The organism is Gilliamella sp. B3367 (genome assembly GCF_026536825.1).
Lineage (GTDB): Bacteria > Pseudomonadota > Gammaproteobacteria > Enterobacterales > Orbaceae > Gilliamella > Gilliamella apicola_E.
Window position 1 is genome coordinate 601365 of sequence record NZ_JAFNNJ010000001.1, and the last position, 18972, is coordinate 620336.

Sequence of the window (18972 nt, forward strand, 5' to 3'; positions counted from 1 at the left end):
AAATTAGGAGTGACCATGAACAGATCCGATTTAGCTGAAAAAATAGTCAACTGGCGGGCACACCTTCCTGTGCAACTGGTTGATGATGCTGTTAGAGATATTATTGAGCAAATCGCATTAGCGATGGAGACTAACGATCGTGTGGAAATCCGCGGTTTTGGTAGTTTTAGCTTAAATTATCGTGCTCCACGTAAAGCAAGAAACCCTAGAACAGGTGGAAATGTTGAAGTTAAACACAAATATATTCCTCATTTCAAACCAGGGAAAGAGCTACGTGAACGCGTAAATAATGCAGCTAAAGCATAATTAAATTTAGTTAATTAAAAAAAGCCTTTGAGTAAAATCAAAGGCTTTTTTGTTATTGAATAAATCATTTTCTTTAATATAAAAAGTGAAAGAGTTATCTGTAAATTGGAATAGAGATCTAATATTAATTATAAATTAACTTCAAAAAAGTCTGAGCATGTTAGATTGGCTGTTTAGTCAATATAAGAAGTAGAAGTTGATGCGGTGTTCAATAGATTTAATGGCAATAGCAATTTCATTAGGTAGCATTCCATTAATTTTTTTACCATCGTTACCCAATGATCAAGATTGGTATATTTTAGCTTTGATACTCATTATTTTAGCGGCTAAATTTCAACGTTATTTTACTTTTATCGTCATCCTTGGATTAAGCTTTCTCTGGTCGACCGCTATAGCAAAGCAATATCTCAATTCAATTGAACCTTATATAGACCAAACATTAGCAATAACGGCAAAAGTTGAAAGTATTAATACACAGGCTCCTGCTAAAATTCAAACCATGACTCCCCATTATGTAAAATTTTCAATTACCAATATTTCAGATCAATCTTTGCCTTCCCCCATACCCATCATTATCCTTTGGGAACAACCCGAATTAATAAAAGCTGGACAAATATGGCAATTAACCATAAAAACTAAAGTAGTCCATAGTTATTTAAATGAAGGAGGATTTGATAAACAACGATTTGCGATAGCCAATAAATCTTTATTAAAAGCCAAAGTCATCAAATCAGTTCTAATCGAGGATAAATCTAATTTTCGACAACTCATTGCAGATAAATGCCTACCTTATATTAATTTATTTAGTTATCGAGATATTTTATTAGCACTTGGTTTTGGTGATCGCTCACAACTTGAAACTCATAATCGAATAACAATGATGCAAACAGGTGTTGCTCACTTAATGGCTATTTCTGGAATGCATATTCTATTAGTCTTTTATATTTGCTTTGGGATAACTAAAGGATTCGTTTTTTGCTTACCACAACGTTATATTTATTTCTTCCTACCGATTATAGTAGGTTGGTTGTGCAGTATTGGTTATACGTGGTTAACCGGCTTTAATCCACCAGCATTACGAGCGATTTTTGCTTTATCGATTTGGATATATTTGCGTTATAAGAATAATCAAATAAGTGCATGGCAAAAAGTTAATCGTATTATTGCATTACTATTAATTATTGATCCGTTAATGATATTGTCCGAAAGTTTTTGGTTGTCTTGCTATGCTGTTGTTAGTTTAATTTTTTTGTTTGATTGGTTACCACTACCTAACGCGATGAAAAATAAAAAACGGTGGTATTTATTTAGATTATTACATTTACAATTTGGTTTGACACTATTACTTCTACCAATCCAATTGTATGTTTTTCATGGTATAAGCGTTGTTTCACTGGTTGCTAACTTGATTGCTATTCCTATTATCTCTCTAATTTCTTTCCCAGCAATTTTACTGGGACTAGTATTTAGTTTAATCAACTGTTTTTATCTTGCTTTATGGTTTTGGTTTGTTGCCCAATATTCGCTTGAATGGTTATTTCATTGTTTAAATTGTCTAAATTATATGTGGTTAACTATCTCAATGGATTTTTACTTTCTAAGCTTTATTGGTTGGTTAGCCTTTATAATAATAAGAGCAGCAGTTTGGCGAAGGTTTAGTTTTACACTTTTCATTATTTTGACGCTGGCTTTTTCTCCATTCTATAAACAACCAGATTATCTTTGGCGAATGGATATGCTAGATGTTGGGCATGGTCTTGCTATTGTAATTCACAATGGTGAATCAGCTATTTTATATGATACGGGTGCAAAATGGGAAAACAGCTCAGCAGCAGAGCAAATTATTACTCCTTTTCTGCAATGGCATAACCTCCAGCTTGAAGGAATTATTATTAGCCATAGTCACAATGATCATATTGGAGGATTATCCTATTTACAACAACGTTATCCCAATGCCTGGCTTATGAGTTCATCTTTAAGTTTACGCAATGATTATAATTGCTTAGCTAAGCATAATTTTTATTGGAAACACTTAAATCTTAAAGTGCTATGGCCGACTAAATTAGTTGATAACACGGAAAATGCTGATTCGTGTGTAATACAACTTACTGATGGTCGATTTTCAGTGCTGTTAACCGGTGATTTAGAACGAAGGCAAGAGTATGATTTAGTTATGCAACATAAGAAAAATCTATCTTCAACAATATTACAGACTCCACATCATGGTAGTAATACTTCGTCAAGTTACCCATTTTTAAACTACGTTAATCCAGTTAATGCATTAACTTCAACCTCACGTTATAACCCTTGGCAACTCCCTTCAAATAAAATCACTGCTCGCTATAAAGAGTTAAATATTAATTATTTTGTTACAGGAAGAGAAGGGCAAATAAGTCTGTTTTTTTATCCTACTTCATGGCAGCAAAAAACGTTGCGACATGACATTAATCCAAGATGGTATCATGATTGGTTTGGTAGTTTACCGTTTTATGAGTAAAATAAGGGAAGTACTTTAAATAGGGTCACTAAAGGTTTAAAAATGATTGAAAATAGCAGGCGATATGATGATTGAAAAACTTTGGTATGGTAAAAATAAATCATTTTGGTTGCTACTGCCATTTTCATTATTATATGGAATTATTGCTTCCGTTCGTCGTCAACTATACAAACTTGGTGTATTAAAATCATGGCAGTCTCCTGTTCCAATTATTGTTATTGGAAATTTATCGGCGGGTGGTAATGGTAAAACGCCACTTGCCATTAGTTTAATTGAGGCGTTGAAATCTAAAGGGCTAAAAGTAGGATTAGTTTCGCGAGGTTATGGTGGAAAATCTGATCACTATCCATTAGTCTTAGATGAACATACTGGAACTGAACAAGCCGGTGACGAGCCTGTATTAATTTTTCAGCGAACCCATATACCGGTAGCAGTCGCGCCAAAACGAGTTGACGCAGTTAAAGCGTTATTAGAATCTTATCAATTGGATGTGATTTTAACCGATGATGGTCTACAGCATTATGCTTTAGCTCGTGATATTGAAATTGTTGTGGTCGATGGGAAACGCCAATTTGGTAATGGTTGGTGGATACCGGCTGGACCTATGCGAGAAAGAAGAGAAAGATTAAAATCGGTTGATTTAATTATAATCAATGGAGATAGCACAGGTGATATAGTAAATCAATTTCCAGATAAAACCTTCATCATGCAATTATTACCTGGTCATGTAGTTAATCTCTTAACTAACCAACAATGTGAATTGTCATCACTTCATCATATTTGTGCAATTGCAGGTATCAGTAATCCAAAGCGTTTTTTTGATATGCTAATTAAAATGAAAGCTGATTTAGTTCATACAGAATCTTTTGCTGATCACCAAAATTTTACGCTTCCGTTATTAGAGAAAGTAGTGGAAAATAATCAAACACTTTTAATGACTGAAAAAGATGCAGTAAAATGTCGTCAATTTGCATTACCTAACTGGTGGTATTTACCCATTGATGCAGTAATACCTAATCAAGCTATTGAAAAGATTTATTCACTGTTTGTAGAAAAAAAATCACTAAGAGAAAAAAAATGATTCTATTAAGCGCTATTGCTTGTCCTATATGCCATGGTCAATTGGAGTATGATAAGCAAAATCAACAATTAATTTGCCAAAAAGATCGGCTGGTTTACCCGATTAAAGATGGTATTCCAGTTTTATTAGCAAGCGAGGCAAAGCAATTAGTTCCATCTCATTGTGATAAAGAATAAAAAAGTTTAGAGGTAATTTTATGAGTTTTACGGTAATTATTCCTGCAAGATATGCTTCAAGTCGTTTGCCAGGAAAACCGCTTGCAGATATTCATGGCAAACCAATGATAATTCGAGTTATGGAGCAGGCTAAAAAATCGTCAGCTAATCGAGTAATTATTGCAACTGATAACCAACAAGTATTTGATGTAGTCAAAAGCTATAATGGTGAAGTAATTCTGACTAGCGATAAGCATAATTCCGGTACAGAACGGTTAGCGGAAGTAATTGATAGTTACAAATTTGCTGATGATGAAGTTATCGTTAATGTTCAAGGTGATGAGCCTTTGATTCCCCCAGTTATTATTGATCAGGTAGCCGAAAATCTAGTGAAATTCAAAACTGGCATGGCGACGTTAGCTGTTCCTATTGATAGCGTTGAAGAGGCGTTCAATACGGGAGCAGTAAAAGTCGTGACAGATAAAGATGGTTATGCACTTTATTTTTCAAGAGCGACTATTCCTTGGGAGCGAGACCGTTTTGCTAATTTAAATGAGCAAGGTAAGGTAGATCAAATTGGCGATTTTTATTTACGTCATATAGGAATTTATGCTTATCGAGCTGGTTTTATTAGGCAGTATATAAAATGGGCACCTTCGGCATTAGAGTCAATTGAAATGTTAGAACAACTGCGTGTACTTTGGTATGGTGAAAAAATTCATGTCGCTGTAGCTAAACAACCTCCAGCAATTGGTGTCGATACTCAAGAAGATTTAGAAAAAGTAAGAACATTATTTAAGGAGTAGATGATGGCAACGTTTACAGGTTTTACTCAGGCAGGATTAAACTTTTTACAAGATGCATGGATTAATAATAGTAAGGCTTGGTTTGATGAGCACCGAGCTATTTATGATAATGATTTAGTAAAACCTTTTAGATTATTAGTTGAGCAGTTAACGCCAGCTATGCTAAAAATCGATGAGTGGTTTGAAACGCGTCCCGCTATTGGTAAAACCATATCTCGTATTCATCGTGATACTCGATTCTCAAAAGACAAATCGTTATATCGTAGCCGACTATGGTTAACTTTCAAACGCCCAAATCGTGATTGGAAAGAGGCGCCAGCCTATTTTTTTGAAATCAGTCCAGATTGTTATCGTTACGGATTAGGTTATTATTGTGCATCGAAACAGACTATGGATATATTTCGTGAAGAAATTTTAAATGATACCGAAAAATTTCTAAAAGTTATTCGCTGTGTTAAAAAGCCATTTGAATTAGTTGGTGAGTCTTACAAAAGACCTTTAATCAAAGATGAAAAAATATCGACATGGTATAACCGAAAAAATCTTGCCGTGATGGTAACCAATAATCATATTGAAGATGTATTAGATGGTAACTTAGCTGATAAACTTGCTAAAGGTTTTAAACAACTATTACCACTATATGATTATTTAATGCGGGTTGAAATGATTAAAAACATTCCAAATCTGTAAAATAGATATTAAAAAATAGCGCTCCTCAAATATTTTGAAAGCTTAAAATTAATTCTTTAACACCATTTATAATAAACTGGGCACCCACACAAACTAATAAAAAGCCCATAATTCTCGAAGTGGCTTCAATGCCACTTTTTCCCATAAACCGCATTATGCTGCCTGCACTACGCATACAGAACCATAAAATAATACATAATAGTAATGGAATAGATGATGCATAAACTACCCAAGTTGATACGTTATACCCACCACTTTTCACAGTTGAAGACATACTGATAATCATCGCAATGGTTCCTGGGCCAGCGGTGCTTGGCATAGCTAGGGGAATAAATGCAATATTATTTGAAATTTCTTTTTTCTTCTCATCAGCTTCTAACGTTTTGTGAGAGAGTTGTTGAGGAGATAGCATTCTAAAACCAATGATACCAACAATCATTCCGCCAGCGATACGTAATCCAGAAATAGAGATGCCAAATCTACTCATTACTAATTGGCCACAATAAAACGACACACTCATAATAATAAAGACATAAATACAAGTCATTTTTGATTGGTAATCTTCATTGGTCATATCGCTTGATAGACCTAATAGTAATACAACGGTAGTCAATGGAATGGTATATACAGAATTAAACCAACAGTTTGTATAAGTTCCAGCATAAAATGAATCTAAATCATAATAATAGTTTTAATTAGGTATATATGAAATATAAAAAAAAGATACATCAACCAGCAGTTGATAATTGATATCATCGTTGCTAAACACGGCTTAATTAATCACTTTCATTAGATGCTTTTTTAAATAATGGTGATTTTAGGTTTTGAGCTAATATCACGCCAATTATTGACATACCTCCACCAATTATATGGTAGCTATAGAGTGTTTCATGCAAAAATATTATTGAGATTATAGCGGTAATAAATGGAGTTAAATTTAAGAAGAGGGCAGTTTTATTTGCGCCAATTTTTTTTATACCCATTATCCAAACAAATGGTGCAATTATAGAAGCTGGAATGCCTGCGTAAAGGACCAACCCAACATTATCCGAATTTATAGTTATATTATCGCTTAATAAAAAACCGGGTAATAAAGCTAATGTACCAAAAATAATCTGGACATAAACTGACTGCCAATTGGTTATAGGCATAGCCCATTTTTTAGTTAACACACCATAAAGTGCATAAGATAGTGCCGCCAATAACATCATTATCTCGCCTTTACCAATACCAAGTTTGAGCAACGGATGACCTCCACTAATCAGCCAAATTAATCCCATGAAAGATAAAATACTACCAATTAGCACGCCTTGGGTGGGTATTACTTTTAAAATAAATAGGCTTAATAGAATGGTTAATAATGGAATTATTGACATAATAATTCCCATAGTTAATACACTAATAGTTGCAGCAGCATAATAAGCCAAGCATTGATATGAAGCCATACCAAGTAGACCTAGCACCATTAATTTAAAAACATGTGGGTAGATTTGCTGTAAATTTTTAGTAATACCTTTTAGCAAAAATGGGGTTAATAAAATGAGAGCGAGAAGCCAGCGATAAAATGAGATAACTGCCGGATCAATCACGCCAACAGATAATTTATTGATAGCGGCATTGCCTGCCCAAATAAATACTGCAATAAATGGGTATAAATAAGCCATATATTTTTTGATAAATCAACGAGTAGAAAAATAAATCTAGTTTATCTTGTCTTATTTAATAAATATTTCTTTAATCAGACAAAATGATCTAATATAAGACAAAATTTATTCTATTTAACTATTTATGAATGTCAAAAAACAATCAATTTTAACTACTTCTAATCTAAAATCATTACTCTTTTTCCATCATGAATCGTTCAATGCTGATACTGAATATTCATCACATCATCATCCTTGGGGACAGGTTATTTGTGTAAAGTCAGGAATTTTTGTTTTAACGGTTAAAGATCAACGTTATTTGGCGCCATCGGGTTTCGCATTATGGATTCCACCCTATACCGAACATGCTTGTTTTAATAAAAAATTTGCATGGTTTCGTACAATTAATATTAATAGTTATCAAGCGATGCCTAAAAATACTTGTTTGCTTAACTTGAGTAAGCTTAGCCAAGCTATTATTGATTCCTTTTTTGACCGAAATATTGTACAACCAGAAAGTGAGCAAGATTTGAGGTTAGGGCAAGTATTGATTGATCAGATTTCAGCAGAACCTTACCATAATATGTATCTACCCAATACTAAAGATAAATACTTAGCCCCGATTTTAAATGAGTTGGAACGTAATCCTGCTGATAATAAGACACTGGCACAATGGGCTAAAAAAGTTTTTAGTACAGAACGAACTCTTGCAAGGCGTTGCCAGCAAGAATTAGGTATGTCATTTAGTATGTGGCGACAGCGACTACGGTTTTTATATAGCATTTCGCTTTTAGAACAAGGAAAATCGATACAAGACATCGCGTTTTCTGTCGGTTATAGTTCAGTATCTGCTTTTATTACTATGTTTAAAAATATTTCAGGCGTTACACCAGAGCTTTATCGTTCTAATACCGGCTATAAGAAAAGCTAGGCACAATAGGTGGGGGATTTTTGAAGAAGATTGTAAAAATGCTATTTGAAAAAGGCGTAATTTATACGCCTATATAATAATGAATCGAATAAATAACGATTAAAATGGAATATCGTCATCGAAATCCATTGGTGGTTCAGGCATAGCTGGTTGACTTGCTGGTGCAGTTGATGAAGCACGAGATGCTGCAGGAGTAGTTGGCGCAGAGGATGTATTATTTGCACTTTGTCCCCAACTTTTTGAACCTTCATTGTAAGAGTCATTATTAGGGCGGTTACCTAAAATTTGCAATACGCCACCAATAGGGTTGATAACAACTTCTGTAGTGTAACGATCTTGACCTGATTGGTCTTGCCATTTACGAGTTTGTAGTTGCCCTTCAATATAAACGAGTGTTCCTTTTTTAATGTATTCACCAGTAATTTCAGCTAATTTACCAAATACGACAATTCGATGCCATTCTGTTTTTTCTCGATTCTCGCCAGTTTGCTTGTCTTTCCAAGTTTCTGATGTAGCAACATTAAAATTTGCGACAGTATTACCTGTTGACATGACACGTACTTCTGGATCTTGACCTAAATTACCAACTAAAATGACTTTATTAATTCCTCGGGTTGCCATTATAAACTCCTAACAATTGCATAGATATATAATTGCGCTATTGTAACATGAGACTGAAATAACATCACCGAATTTAATTTAAATTTGGAAGTTTGTATCCAAATTTTAAAAATTCAGAAAGATTGGCTTAGACATAGGAATTTTTGCCTATAACGAGTATAATGCCACCCATTTCATATCTTAAACATTTTTCTGCTGGAGGCCTTATGATTAATGCGTTTGGATTAAAAAACAAACAATTAGTAAAAATTAATGAAGGCGATATAAAGAATGCGACTTGGATTGACTTGATCGAGCCGGAAGAAGCTGATCGTGAATTCATCCTGACCAATTTAGGTCAAAATTTAGCAACAAGTATCGAATTAGACGATATTGAAGCATCAGCTCGTTTTTTCGAAGATAATGAAGGACTACATGTTCACTCCTTCTTTTTTTATGAAGATGCAGAAGATCGCGCCGGTAACTCTACCGTCGCTTTTACAGTACATAATGGACGTTTATTTACATTGCGTGAACGCGATTTACCTGCGTTTCGACTATACCGAATGCGTTCTCGTTATCAGGGAATGAATGATGGGAATCCGTATGAAGTTTTATTAGATTTATTTGAAGTTAAAGTTGAACAGTTAGCCGATCAAATTGAAAACATCTATAGTGAGCTAGAAGAATTGAGCTTAATTATTATGGATCGTTCCGCTCAAGAGCATTATGATGAAGCGATTACTTCCTTAGCTGAGCTCGAAGATACGGCGTGGAAAGTACGCCTCTGTTTAATGGATAGTCAGCGTGCGGTTAACTATTTAGTTCGTCGTGCTAAGATGCCTGTTGAACAGTTAGAACAAGCGAGAGAAGTTATTCGAGATATTGAATCATTGGTACCCCATAATGAGTCATTATTCCAAAAGGTTAACTTTTTAATGCAAGCAGCTACTAGCTTTATAAATATTGAACAAAGCAGAATAATTAAGATTTTCTCGGTTGTTTCTGTGGTATTTTTACCGCCAACAGTAGTTGCATCAGCATATGGTATGAACTTTGAAAATATGCCTGAGTTAAAATGGGAATATGGATATCCATTATCTTTATTGTTGATGTTAATAGCAGGGGTCGCTCCTTACATTTACTTTAAACTCAAAAAATGGCTTTAGTGGTTATTTTCCTTTCAACTTTTTAAAAATTACCCGCTAACAATTTTGTTAGCGGTAATAGTAAATTCTGTTAAAGCAATCTAGTTAAATCATTATAAATAGTCCATAATATTGCCAGTTTTATTTTTAATATTTATTGAACTATTGTTCATATAGAAAGATTTTATTTTTAGAAAAAGGGAATAACATGAGTCAATATGCACTAGTTACCGATATTGGTGGAACCAACGCTCGTTTTGCACTTTATGATTTAGCAACTAATGAATTATCCGCAATAACTAAAATCCTCATTTCAAAAGATGATGTACTACTTGAATTAATTAAAAACTATTTGAAATCCCAAGCGGTAACAGTGGATATGGCTTGCATTGCCATAGCTTGCCCAATCAATGAAAGTGATTTGATTGAAATGACTAATAATAATTTGTCGTTTTCTCGTTCAGAACTTATCAAAGAACTTAAACTAACTAAGTTAGAAGTAATTAATGACTTTACTGCAGTTTCAACATCTATTCCTCAATTATCCGCGCAAGATGTGGTTAAAATTGGTGGTGAGGAGCCGAATCTTGATTATCCAATAGCAATCTATGGTGCCGGAACGGGGTTAGGGGTTTCTCATTTAGTTAAAGTTAATGGTCATTGGATTAGCCTATCAGGCGAGGGTGGTCATACAGAATTACCTATGGTTAATGAACAAGAAGATCGAATTTTAGCTCAGTTAAGAAAAAAATTTGGTCGAGTTTCTTCAGAGCGTTTTTTATCGGGTAATGGTATTGTTAATATCTATCAAGCTTTGTTACAGATCAATAATCAACCAGTTGAAGATATCACCCCAGATATTATTGTGAATAAAGCATTATCAAATAGTTGCCCAATTTGCTCAGAAACATTAACTCATTTTTGTACTTTTATGGGGCGATTTGGGGGTAATTTAGCCTTAACACTTAATACTCAAGGCGGTGTGTATATTGCTGGCGGTATTGTGCCTAGATTTATAGAATTTTTTAAATCATCACCATTTAGAGAAGCATTTGAACATAAAGGTCGTATGTCTTATTTAGTTAAAAAAATTCCTGTTTATGTGATTACTCATAAAGATCCGGGATTATTTGGTGCAGGTGTCTATTTGCAAAATAGCCTGAGATAATTGAGAAATAGGATTTTAGTTTATGATGTGGTGTTATATTTATAGAAGCACAAAAAAAGAAAATTGTTATCTCTATATGGAAAAAGAGAACGATTTCTCTCCAATTCCTGAAAAAATTATGTCAATTTTTGGCACGCCAGCTTTTGTCATGAAAGTCTTACTCGATGGTAAACGGCGTTTTGTGGTAGGAACAGCACAGGAAATTGAGGAAAAAATTAAAGCGGATGGATTTTTCTTACAAATGTTAAATGAAGACGATTTTAAAGTATGATTGAACCATTTTGGGAATATAAAACTTTAGATCAAATGAGTGATGACGAGTGGGAACAACTATGCGATGGTTGTGGCCAATGTTGCCTAAATAAATTACAGGACGAGGATACTGACGAAATACTGTATACCAATGTTGCATGTAATTTGCTTGATTCAAATACCTGCCAGTGCAGACATTACCACAACCGTTTTAAATATGAGCCTGATTGCATCAAGCTGACAAGGGAAAATTTACTGACAATTGAGTGGTTACCAGCAACTTGCGCTTATCGTTATTTTTCAGAAACAGGGCAGTTACCGCAATGGCATCCATTAATTGTTGGAAATAAAAAGTTAATGCACAAATTAAAAATATCAGTCAAAAATCGAATTGTGTATGAAAAAGATGTGATTTGTTGGGAAGATCATATTATTTAAAAAGAGAGCCTAGGCTCTCTTTTATTTTTATAGTATAAGCCATAAATTTCCAAGAAAATCGACAGCTAATAAGTTTAAAAACATTAATATAAAAACAAATATCATAAATGAAATATCAATCATACCTAATGGCGGTATAATACGCCGAATAGGTGCAATAAGTGGTTCTGTTAATTGAGCAAGTAATTCATCAGTATAAGATTGTCCACGACTAACCCAACTTAAAATAGCTCTAAATAATAATAACCAAAAAATGAGGTGTCCAACCGCATGAGCCATTGCAGCCAAGGCAAATAATAGGTAATAAGGGCTAAACAACGGTGCGTTATATCCCTCAAAACGGAAAATAAACATAATTTTTAGTAATGCAACTGCATAAAAAAGAATCCATGTCGCCGTGTCGATACGACCAATAGATGGAATAAGTTTTCGCATTGGACCAATAATCGGTTGGGTAATACGAACAATAAATTGAGTAAAGGGATTATGAAAATTTACTCGCGCATACTGCATCCACAAACGTAGAATAAGTATGTATAAGCAAATAGTGAAAATAGCCCTTCCTAAGAAGATTAACGAAATCATTTAATACTCCTAAAATCTAAAATGATCTGCAATATATCACACATATTGCCGTGCACCAAAGATTGCACTACCAATGCGAACCATTGTACTGCCTGCAACAATAGCTGCTTTCATATCGCCTGACATGCCCATTGATAATGTATCTAAAAAAGGATAATCCGTTTTCAATGATTCTAAAAGCTGAGTCATCTGTTCAAATACCTCAAGTTGTTTGGCATAATCATTTTCTATCTCGGGGATGGCCATAAGGCCACGTAACCTTAAATTAGGTAATGTAATTATCTGCTTAACTAAATCGGCGACTTCATCTACTGCAATTCCAGATTTACTCTCTTCATTACTAATATTTACCTGAATAAGAACATTTAACTTATCCATATCTGTAGGTCGCTGATCATTTAAACGCTGAGCAATTTTGAAACGTTCAATGGTGTGCATCCAATCAAAATTTTCAGCAACTAGCTTAGTTTTATTTGATTGCAATGGCCCTATAAAATGCCAAGTAATCGGGGTATTCGGCATATTTTTATTAAAGTAAGCAATCTTTTCAACACCTTCTTGAACATAATTTTCACCAAAGGCTAATTGGCCTGCATCAATTGCTTGAGCGATTAATGTGACCGGCTTGGTTTTACTTACTGCAATAAGTTCAATTGTATTGGGATTTCGATCGCAATCTAAGGCAATTTTATGTATTTCATTTTTAATCTTGATTAAATTGTCATGTACTTTATTCATATTAATTCCCAATAAACTAATGGATAGTGAGTGAAAATGATAAATTCAATGTTGGCTTTTAGTGTAACGCAAAAAGCTTCTGATTTGCATCTTTCTAGTGGTGAAAAACCGTGGATTCGTATTAATGGTGAGCTAAAACCTATTGCACAAGATAAATTATCGCCACAAAAACTTGAAATTGATTTATTTAATCTATTAAATGACGATCAAAAGGGGCTATTACAGCAGCATCAACAAATTGATTTTGGTTATCATCTTGAAGATATAGGCCGTTTTAGGGTAAATATTTTTTATCAAAAACGTGGTATTTCAGCCGTATTTCGAATTATTAAGCAACAAATACCAAGCTTAACTGATATTCAGGCACCTGATGTACTAAATGAATTAGCAAAAGCAGAATCTGGAATTATCTTAGTTACTGGCGCAACAGGTAGCGGAAAATCAACAACTTTAGCTGCATTAATTGATCATATAAATCAGACGTTAGCTAAACATATTATCACATTAGAAGACCCTATTGAGTTCATTTATCAAAGTGATAAATCACTTATCCAACAACGCGAAATTAACCATTTTGGTGATGCAATTGATAGTTTATTAAGGCAAGATCCAGATATCATTTTATTGGGTGAATTACGCAATAAACAGACCATTCAAGCTGCATTAACTATTGCTGAAACCGGTCATTTAGTTCTTGCAACATTGCACACTCGTACTGCAATACAGACAATCAACCGTATTATTGATGTCTTTGAAGAGGGGACACGTGCATTAATTCGTACTCAGCTATCAAATAGTTTAAAAGCGATAGTCTGTCAAAAATTAATACCTTATAAACAAAGTCGAAAAGCTATTTTTGAAGTTCTGATCAACACCCCAGCCGTCAGCAATTTGATCAACGAGGGTAAAACAAGGCAGATATTATCATTAATGCAAACAGGTCAACAAGTTGGTATGCAATTAATGCTGGATTAAGTTAAATAGTAAAAATTTCGTCTTCTTTTTATTCGTAAATTTTATAAGTTTTATTCAAAAATTTATTTTATAATCTTTATAGTATTTCATTCATAAAGGTATAAACAAATGGAACAGCGTATAGGTCTTATCGGTATTGGTAATATGGGTAATGCCATTTTACAAGGTATTTTAGCAAGTAATATTGTGCCGGGAACGCAAATTTACGTTTATGATCCTCATCCCGAAAAGGGCCAAGCACTTAATCAAACGCATTCAATAAATAATTTAGGATCGGCAAAAGATGTTGCACGAGAATCAGATATTGTTTTCATAGCAGTTAAACCCAATGTTATTGTGGATGTATTAAATGATATTCAAAAAGAGTTAAAAAAAGATACCATTGTCATCTCGATTGCCGCCGGTGTAACGATTAAAACTATTGCGCAATGTGTAGGCTATGAACAAAAAATTGTTAGAGTTATGCCAAATACTCCAGCTTTAGTTAATGCCGCTATGTGTTCTATCACACCTAATACAGAAATTACTGATCAAGAATTAACAATTGTTGAAACTTTATTAAATTGTATTGGTGAAACAGAAGTTGTACCTGAATACTTAATTGATGCCGTAGTTGGGGCAAGTGGCTCTTCTCCTGCATTTGTATTTATGTTCATTGAAGCATTGGCTGATGGTGCAGTTAAAGGTGGTTTATCTAGAAAACAAGCTTACAAATTTGCGGCACAAACAGTGATGGGTTCAGCTAAATTATTGCTGGAGACAGGAAAACATCCAGGTGAATTAAAAGATATGGTTTGTTCACCAGCCGGTACTACAATTGAAGGCGTGCAAGTACTTGAGGAAAAAGGCTTTCGAGCAGCTATCATTGACGCAGTAGAGGCTTCAATTCAAAAATCCAAAGATTTGTCAAAAAATTAAAGATTGTTAACATGAACAATAACAAATAGTTATTGTTCATTTCATTTTTAATTGTAAATAATAGCAAATCATTGCTTGTGTTAGTCATCTATTTATGAGTTAATAGTCATCAGCATATTACATGCAGATATATTTTGTAACATTTAGATTTATGCAGTTTGTAGTTTACTTTAATCACATTTGTATTAGTTCTCTTCAGTCTTCTCTTCTGTTTGTTAATAAGTAGTCTAGGTTTTATGTTCTAATGTTTCGCCTTTGATGGCTGTAATTAATTTATTTATAGGAAGATTTTTATGTCTAAAAAAACTGGTCAAGTTAAATGGTTCAATGAAAGTAAAGGTTTTGGTTTTATTTCACCTGCTGATGGAAGTAAAGATGTGTTTGTTCATTTTTCTGCAATCTCTGGCGATGGATTTAAAACTTTAGGCGAAGGTCAACAAGTTGAGTTCTCTATCCAAGATAGTCCTCGTGGCCCTGCTGCTGCTGATGTTACAATTATCTAATTTGTAATTTTTAAATTATCTTATCGATATTGATTATTGATAAGATTTTTCATATTATCTTATCAGTATTAATTATTGATAAGATTTTTTACATTTAATTAATAGACTTTCCTTACCAATTCTTATATTATCCCTTCAAAGTAATTCAGTAATAAACATACTTTTATGTTCTAAATATTTATAATTTTAAGGAAAAGAAACAATGAAAAAATTAGTATTATCTGTTGCATTATTAGGTTTATCTTCTGTTGCTATGGCTGAGTTATCAGAATCTTGCAAAACTTACTTTGAAAAAGTTGATAGCTTTGTTAAATCTATTCCTGATGATGCTGCTACTAAACAACAAACAGACATGATCAAACAAAACTTAGAAACAGCTAAACAACAAATTTCTGCAATGCCTACTGCAAATCAAGAAGAAGGCTGTAAACAAGCAACTGAAGTATTAAAACAACTAGAAGCTTCAATCCCAGCTAAAAAATAAAGTCATTGTTTAGACGCTATTATTTCTTACGATAGCGAAAATCCCAAGGGGCTATTGGATGTTTATCTTTCCATAGTCCTTTTTTGTTTTGTTTAGCTTTTAATTCGAGCTTTACCATATTCTTATTACTAGCAACGCCTTTGAAGCGGTAAGCCCACGCAAAGCCATTTTCCACCATCTTAGCATTAATGTTGACTTGTTTTAGATAGATGACGCCTAATGTCCGTTGATAAATATCCTTTTTATTTTCTTTAACATAAACAGTTTTACCCGCAATCAACGATGCTAAGTATTTTCTTGATGCATTACCATATGCTTGGTGTCTTTCTGGAGCATCAATATCGAGTAACCGGACGCGAATTTTTTTATTTGTTAATATATCAACGGTATCACCATCAATTACTTTTACAACTTTACCATTAAAGTCTGCTTGTGCTTGACCGATTACAACAAATAAGAGGATTAGGAGAGATTTTCTTAAAAAATACATTACGGATTGTTTCTTAAAATAGTAGCGCAAAAAAAAGCTACTCCTTGCTAATTATCAGTAATTAATAATAGTGAGCAAGGAGTGTAAGATTATATTGAATTAAAATTCAGACGTGTCTTTAAATAAACCAACTTTAAGATCAGTTGCTTCATAAATTAATTTACCATCAACGTAAACTTCACCATCGCCGATTCCCATGATTAATTTACGATTAATAACACGTTTAAAATTAATTTTATAAGTCACTTTTTTGTTATTAGGTAATATTTGACCTTTTAATTTTAATTCACCAACACCAAGCGCTCGGCCTTTACCTTTACCGCCAATCCAGCCTAAATAAAAACCGACTAATTGCCATAAAGCATCAAGACCAAGACAACCAGGCATTACCGGATCGTTTTTGAAATGACATTTAAAAAACCATAAATCAGGATTAATATCAAACTCAGCTTCAACATAACCTTTACCGAAACTACCACCGTCTTCATTCATTTCAATAACGCGATCCATCATTAGCATCAAATCAGACGGTAATGGCGGTCCATCATGACCAAATAATTCACTATTACCTGATTTAATTAGATCTGCTTTATCATACGAAGATTTACGTTCAAATGTCATAAAAAAACCTTTTATTTTGTTGTCATTACATAATTGCTTATAGAATCATTATTGATTAAAAAACTAATAATTAACCTAAGCTGTAAAGTTTTACATGATTATTTCATTAATCGCATCAATGAAATTTTGGTCTCAAGTTTATTGTGTATTGTTACTTTTTGCAATTTTTTTCCAGCGACTGAGCCAACCATCACGTCTTCTATCTTGAATTAGCATTGATTGCATACGAGCATGAATCAACTTATAAAGACTAATATTATTCTCATCTTTGTAAGGAATACCAGTTAATAAATAGAGCGCATCGGCGACATGTTCGACAGTCCAAATAGAGAATTTATCATTATTAATTGCCTCAATAATGTCATCGCTTAAGCTTAAATGGCGCTGATTACTAGCAGGAATAATAACGCCTTGTTGGCCAGTCAAACCTTGGTGCTGACAAACAGCAAAAAATCCTTCTATTTTCTCATTAACGCCACCAATAGATTGAACATGGCCAAATTGGTCAACAGATCCTGTCACAGCTAATTGCTGATCGATAGGTTGATTAGATAGCGCACTAATCAGCGCGCAAAGCCCCGCCAGTGAAGCGCTATCGCCATCAATCTCATTATAGGATTGTTCAAATACTAATGACGTAGAAAATGGAAGTTGATGATTGATTGCAAACTCAGACATAATAAACGCTTGCATAATCATCATCCCTTTAGAATGAATATTGCCAGCAAGATCGGTTTTACGTTCAATATCAATTAATTCACCGTCACCAAAATGGACAAGACAGCTTAACCGTGTTGGCTCACCAATCGCTTTTGGATAACCGGGGTATTCAATAACTGACAACCCATTAATCTGCCCAACCACTTGTGACTGAGTATCAATCAAAATTTGATTGGTAAAAATCTCATCATGGAACCGCTCAGCTAAATAATTTTCTCGCCATGCTTTTTGTTCTAAAGCCTTTGTGACGGCTGAAGCATCAATATTCTCATTTTCTATAAAATAAGATGAATTTAGCAGAATCGATTGCACCCATTCAACGCTAAGTGGTAAATAATATTGATCACCCGTATATCTTGTTGCGTGTTTATAAATTTTAGCAAAAGCAGATTGCTCAATTTTGGGTAGTGCTAAGTGGTGGCTTATAAATTGTAAATAATTCATCCAATCATTAATTTGCTGAGGTTCAGTGATATGCATTTCACTTTCAAATTCAGCGTAAATAGATGATGAATAAAATTCTGGTTCAAATTCCTGCAATTCAGCTAGAGAGAGCCTATCTCCGACTAAAATAATGCGTAAATCCAACTGCATGGCAGGAATAGATAATGGTAATGGATGAGAATCATCAGCTGAAAACCATTCAAAAGTTTGTGACAGAACCATCTGTTTTAACTTAGCCCAAACTACTGGTTGCGCAAGCAGTGAACGCAATCCTAAAATTAAAACACCACCATTAGCATCATGAACTAAACCAGCTTGTAATTTGATTGGACTATTTTCAGGTTGCCTAACACAACCAAATAGTTTTTCCATATCAACGATTGTTGCTGATAGACAATTATCTTGGGATGCAAAATTATCTTGCTTACTTTTCGCTTCAGTTAAGGTAATTTTATTATCACTAAAGTAATAGCTATAACCTAAATGGGTCGTTGTGAGATTACGCTTTACCGACTGCTTTAATAAATCAAAAAAAAGCTCGCTTTCAGATGCTTTTAAAAGCACAAAGCGAGAACGATACTGCGTATTATGATTTTTGCACAATAAGGATACAGCAGCAGCAACGCGAGGTTGCCACGATAACAAATTGGTTAATCCATCACTGCATAAATTTGTTTTAATATCGCTATTATTTACAATGTCATTTACGTTAGGTTGGACTTCTTGAGAGTTGAGTTGTTTGATTGCCAAAGTTAGTATCTTTTTAATTAGCTATATTA

Annotated in this window: 22 protein-coding genes and 1 pseudogene; 15 read left to right on the plus strand and 8 right to left on the minus strand. The window is 33.8% G+C overall.

Going from position 1 to position 18972, the window contains the following annotated elements; all coding sequences use genetic code 11:
* Nucleotides 1–15: 15 nt before the first annotated feature.
* The 6 genes from ihfB to J3U23_RS02655 all read left to right on the plus strand — a co-directional run bounded on the left by ihfB (nt 16) and on the right by J3U23_RS02655 (nt 5535).
* A complete protein-coding gene (ihfB, locus tag J3U23_RS02630; protein ID WP_065561940.1) occupies nt 16–306 on the plus strand; it encodes an integration host factor subunit beta in 291 nt (96 codons plus the stop codon).
* 199 nt (nt 307–505) lie between these two features.
* A complete protein-coding gene (locus tag J3U23_RS02635) occupies nt 506–2803 on the plus strand; it encodes a DNA internalization-related competence protein ComEC/Rec2 (protein WP_267338359.1) in 2298 nt (765 codons plus the stop codon).
* Nucleotides 2804–2870: 67 nt separating this feature from the next.
* Nucleotides 2871–3884, plus strand: a complete 1014-nt coding sequence (gene lpxK, locus J3U23_RS02640; protein ID WP_416380111.1) for a tetraacyldisaccharide 4'-kinase — start codon at nt 2871–2873, stop codon at nt 3882–3884.
* Entirely contained in the window at nt 3881–4060 is a 180-nt protein-coding gene (locus tag J3U23_RS02645) for a Trm112 family protein (protein WP_220224904.1), read from the plus strand. Before lpxK ends, J3U23_RS02645 begins: the two co-directional genes overlap by 4 nt.
* Nucleotides 4061–4080: 20 nt before the next feature.
* Entirely contained in the window at nt 4081–4845 is a 765-nt protein-coding gene (gene kdsB, locus J3U23_RS02650) for a 3-deoxy-manno-octulosonate cytidylyltransferase (RefSeq protein ID WP_065734564.1), read from the plus strand.
* Nucleotides 4846–5535, plus strand: a complete 690-nt coding sequence (locus J3U23_RS02655; protein ID WP_416379955.1) for a DUF2461 domain-containing protein — start codon at nt 4846–4848, stop codon at nt 5533–5535.
* A 25-nt stretch (nt 5536–5560) separates the two neighbouring features.
* Here J3U23_RS02655 and J3U23_RS02660 read toward each other — a convergent pair.
* Nucleotides 5561–6198 (minus strand): annotated as a pseudogene (locus tag J3U23_RS02660) (MarC family NAAT transporter).
* Between the two features lie 113 nt (nt 6199–6311).
* Nucleotides 6312–7199 (minus strand): DMT family transporter, encoded by an 888-nt coding sequence (locus tag J3U23_RS02665; RefSeq protein WP_267338363.1) that lies wholly within the window; start codon nt 7197–7199, stop codon nt 6312–6314.
* Between the two features lie 124 nt (nt 7200–7323).
* Here J3U23_RS02665 and J3U23_RS02670 point away from each other — a divergent pair, with 124 nt between their 5' ends.
* The gene (locus J3U23_RS02670; RefSeq protein WP_267338365.1) at nt 7324–8109 is read left to right on the plus strand and encodes a helix-turn-helix domain-containing protein; all 786 of its coding nucleotides are present in this window, start codon (nt 7324–7326) and stop codon (nt 8107–8109) included.
* Nucleotides 8110–8208: 99 nt separating this feature from the next.
* Here the strand turns inward: J3U23_RS02670 and ssb are convergent, their stop codons facing one another.
* Nucleotides 8209–8730, minus strand: coding sequence for a single-stranded DNA-binding protein (gene ssb, locus J3U23_RS02675; RefSeq protein WP_065734560.1), 522 nt, complete (start codon nt 8728–8730; stop codon nt 8209–8211).
* Nucleotides 8731–8936: 206 nt separating this feature from the next.
* Here ssb and corA point away from each other — a divergent pair, with 206 nt between their 5' ends.
* The 4 genes from corA to J3U23_RS02695 all read left to right on the plus strand — a co-directional run bounded on the left by corA (nt 8937) and on the right by J3U23_RS02695 (nt 11715).
* Nucleotides 8937–9878: a magnesium/cobalt transporter CorA gene (gene corA / locus J3U23_RS02680; protein WP_065734620.1), complete on the plus strand. Its 942-nt coding sequence runs from the start codon at nt 8937–8939 to the stop codon at nt 9876–9878.
* 187 nt (nt 9879–10065) lie between these two features.
* Entirely contained in the window at nt 10066–11025 is a 960-nt protein-coding gene (locus J3U23_RS02685; protein WP_065734559.1) for a glucokinase, read from the plus strand.
* Between the two features lie 22 nt (nt 11026–11047).
* Nucleotides 11048–11296, plus strand: coding sequence for a YcgL domain-containing protein (locus J3U23_RS02690; RefSeq protein ID WP_081299438.1), 249 nt, complete (start codon nt 11048–11050; stop codon nt 11294–11296).
* Nucleotides 11293–11715, plus strand: a complete 423-nt coding sequence (locus tag J3U23_RS02695) for a YcgN family cysteine cluster protein (RefSeq protein ID WP_065561932.1) — start codon at nt 11293–11295, stop codon at nt 11713–11715. The genes J3U23_RS02690 and J3U23_RS02695 overlap by 4 nt, the downstream gene beginning before the upstream one ends.
* Before the next feature lie 27 nt (nt 11716–11742).
* Here the strand turns inward: J3U23_RS02695 and J3U23_RS02700 are convergent, their stop codons facing one another.
* Nucleotides 11743–12300, minus strand: coding sequence for a YggT family protein (locus tag J3U23_RS02700; protein ID WP_267338366.1), 558 nt, complete (start codon nt 12298–12300; stop codon nt 11743–11745).
* Nucleotides 12301–12336: 36 nt separating this feature from the next.
* The gene (locus tag J3U23_RS02705) at nt 12337–13038 is read right to left on the minus strand and encodes a YggS family pyridoxal phosphate-dependent enzyme (RefSeq protein ID WP_267338367.1); all 702 of its coding nucleotides are present in this window, start codon (nt 13036–13038) and stop codon (nt 12337–12339) included.
* 36 nt (nt 13039–13074) lie between these two features.
* On the opposite strand from J3U23_RS02705, the gene J3U23_RS02710 reads away from it, so the two are divergent.
* From J3U23_RS02710 to J3U23_RS02725, 4 genes are all read left to right on the plus strand, one after another.
* Complete coding sequence (locus tag J3U23_RS02710; protein WP_267338387.1) at nt 13075–14013, plus strand: type IV pilus twitching motility protein PilT; 939 nt, start codon at nt 13075–13077, stop codon at nt 14011–14013.
* 108 nt (nt 14014–14121) lie between these two features.
* A complete protein-coding gene (proC, locus tag J3U23_RS02715; protein ID WP_267337532.1) occupies nt 14122–14931 on the plus strand; it encodes a pyrroline-5-carboxylate reductase in 810 nt (269 codons plus the stop codon).
* A 293-nt stretch (nt 14932–15224) separates the two neighbouring features.
* Nucleotides 15225–15434: a cold shock domain-containing protein gene (locus J3U23_RS02720; protein WP_034909833.1), complete on the plus strand. Its 210-nt coding sequence runs from the start codon at nt 15225–15227 to the stop codon at nt 15432–15434.
* Between the two features lie 202 nt (nt 15435–15636).
* Complete coding sequence (locus tag J3U23_RS02725) at nt 15637–15918, plus strand: DUF5339 domain-containing protein (protein WP_065561927.1); 282 nt, start codon at nt 15637–15639, stop codon at nt 15916–15918.
* A gap of 19 nt (nt 15919–15937) precedes the next feature.
* Here the strand turns inward: J3U23_RS02725 and J3U23_RS02730 are convergent, their stop codons facing one another.
* The 3 genes from J3U23_RS02730 to J3U23_RS02740 all read right to left on the minus strand — a co-directional run bounded on the left by J3U23_RS02730 (nt 15938) and on the right by J3U23_RS02740 (nt 18943).
* On the minus strand, nt 15938–16408 hold the full coding sequence (locus J3U23_RS02730) for a thermonuclease family protein (protein ID WP_065561926.1): 471 nt from the start codon (nt 16406–16408) through the stop codon (nt 15938–15940).
* Nucleotides 16409–16507: 99 nt separating this feature from the next.
* Nucleotides 16508–17029, minus strand: a complete 522-nt coding sequence (fabA, locus tag J3U23_RS02735) for a bifunctional 3-hydroxydecanoyl-ACP dehydratase/trans-2-decenoyl-ACP isomerase (protein WP_065561925.1) — start codon at nt 17027–17029, stop codon at nt 16508–16510.
* A gap of 138 nt (nt 17030–17167) precedes the next feature.
* Nucleotides 17168–18943, minus strand: a complete 1776-nt coding sequence (locus J3U23_RS02740; protein ID WP_267338368.1) for a Lon protease family protein — start codon at nt 18941–18943, stop codon at nt 17168–17170.
* Between the last annotated feature and the right edge of the window lie 29 nt (nt 18944–18972).

What these genes read in the sequence shown, in the direction of transcription:
- J3U23_RS02690 (WP_081299438.1), top strand. Translation starts at nt 11,048, where the DNA reads ATGATGTGGTGTTATATTTATAGAAGCACAAAAAAAGAAAATTGTTAT.
- J3U23_RS02700 (WP_267338366.1), bottom strand. Translation starts at nt 12,300, where the DNA reads ATGATTTCGTTAATCTTCTTAGGAAGGGCTATTTTCACTATTTGCTTA.
- corA (WP_065734620.1), top strand. Translation starts at nt 8,937, where the DNA reads ATGATTAATGCGTTTGGATTAAAAAACAAACAATTAGTAAAAATTAAT.
- J3U23_RS02725 (WP_065561927.1), top strand. Translation starts at nt 15,637, where the DNA reads ATGAAAAAATTAGTATTATCTGTTGCATTATTAGGTTTATCTTCTGTT.
- J3U23_RS02695 (WP_065561932.1), top strand. Translation starts at nt 11,293, where the DNA reads ATGATTGAACCATTTTGGGAATATAAAACTTTAGATCAAATGAGTGAT.
- J3U23_RS02665 (WP_267338363.1), bottom strand. Translation starts at nt 7,199, where the DNA reads ATGGCTTATTTATACCCATTTATTGCAGTATTTATTTGGGCAGGCAAT.
- ssb (WP_065734560.1), bottom strand. Translation starts at nt 8,730, where the DNA reads ATGGCAACCCGAGGAATTAATAAAGTCATTTTAGTTGGTAATTTAGGT.
- J3U23_RS02720 (WP_034909833.1), top strand. Translation starts at nt 15,225, where the DNA reads ATGTCTAAAAAAACTGGTCAAGTTAAATGGTTCAATGAAAGTAAAGGT.
- J3U23_RS02685 (WP_065734559.1), top strand. Translation starts at nt 10,066, where the DNA reads ATGAGTCAATATGCACTAGTTACCGATATTGGTGGAACCAACGCTCGT.
- proC (WP_267337532.1), top strand. Translation starts at nt 14,122, where the DNA reads ATGGAACAGCGTATAGGTCTTATCGGTATTGGTAATATGGGTAATGCC.
- J3U23_RS02710 (WP_267338387.1), top strand. Translation starts at nt 13,075, where the DNA reads ATGATAAATTCAATGTTGGCTTTTAGTGTAACGCAAAAAGCTTCTGAT.
- J3U23_RS02635 (WP_267338359.1), top strand. Translation starts at nt 506, where the DNA reads ATGCGGTGTTCAATAGATTTAATGGCAATAGCAATTTCATTAGGTAGC.
- kdsB (WP_065734564.1), top strand. Translation starts at nt 4,081, where the DNA reads ATGAGTTTTACGGTAATTATTCCTGCAAGATATGCTTCAAGTCGTTTG.
- J3U23_RS02705 (WP_267338367.1), bottom strand. Translation starts at nt 13,038, where the DNA reads ATGAATAAAGTACATGACAATTTAATCAAGATTAAAAATGAAATACAT.
- J3U23_RS02670 (WP_267338365.1), top strand. Translation starts at nt 7,324, where the DNA reads ATGAATGTCAAAAAACAATCAATTTTAACTACTTCTAATCTAAAATCA.
- ihfB (WP_065561940.1), top strand. Translation starts at nt 16, where the DNA reads ATGAACAGATCCGATTTAGCTGAAAAAATAGTCAACTGGCGGGCACAC.
- J3U23_RS02645 (WP_220224904.1), top strand. Translation starts at nt 3,881, where the DNA reads ATGATTCTATTAAGCGCTATTGCTTGTCCTATATGCCATGGTCAATTG.
- fabA (WP_065561925.1), bottom strand. Translation starts at nt 17,029, where the DNA reads ATGACATTTGAACGTAAATCTTCGTATGATAAAGCAGATCTAATTAAA.
- lpxK (WP_416380111.1), top strand. Translation starts at nt 2,871, where the DNA reads ATGATTGAAAAACTTTGGTATGGTAAAAATAAATCATTTTGGTTGCTA.
- J3U23_RS02655 (WP_416379955.1), top strand. Translation starts at nt 4,846, where the DNA reads ATGATGGCAACGTTTACAGGTTTTACTCAGGCAGGATTAAACTTTTTA.
- J3U23_RS02730 (WP_065561926.1), bottom strand. Translation starts at nt 16,408, where the DNA reads ATGTATTTTTTAAGAAAATCTCTCCTAATCCTCTTATTTGTTGTAATC.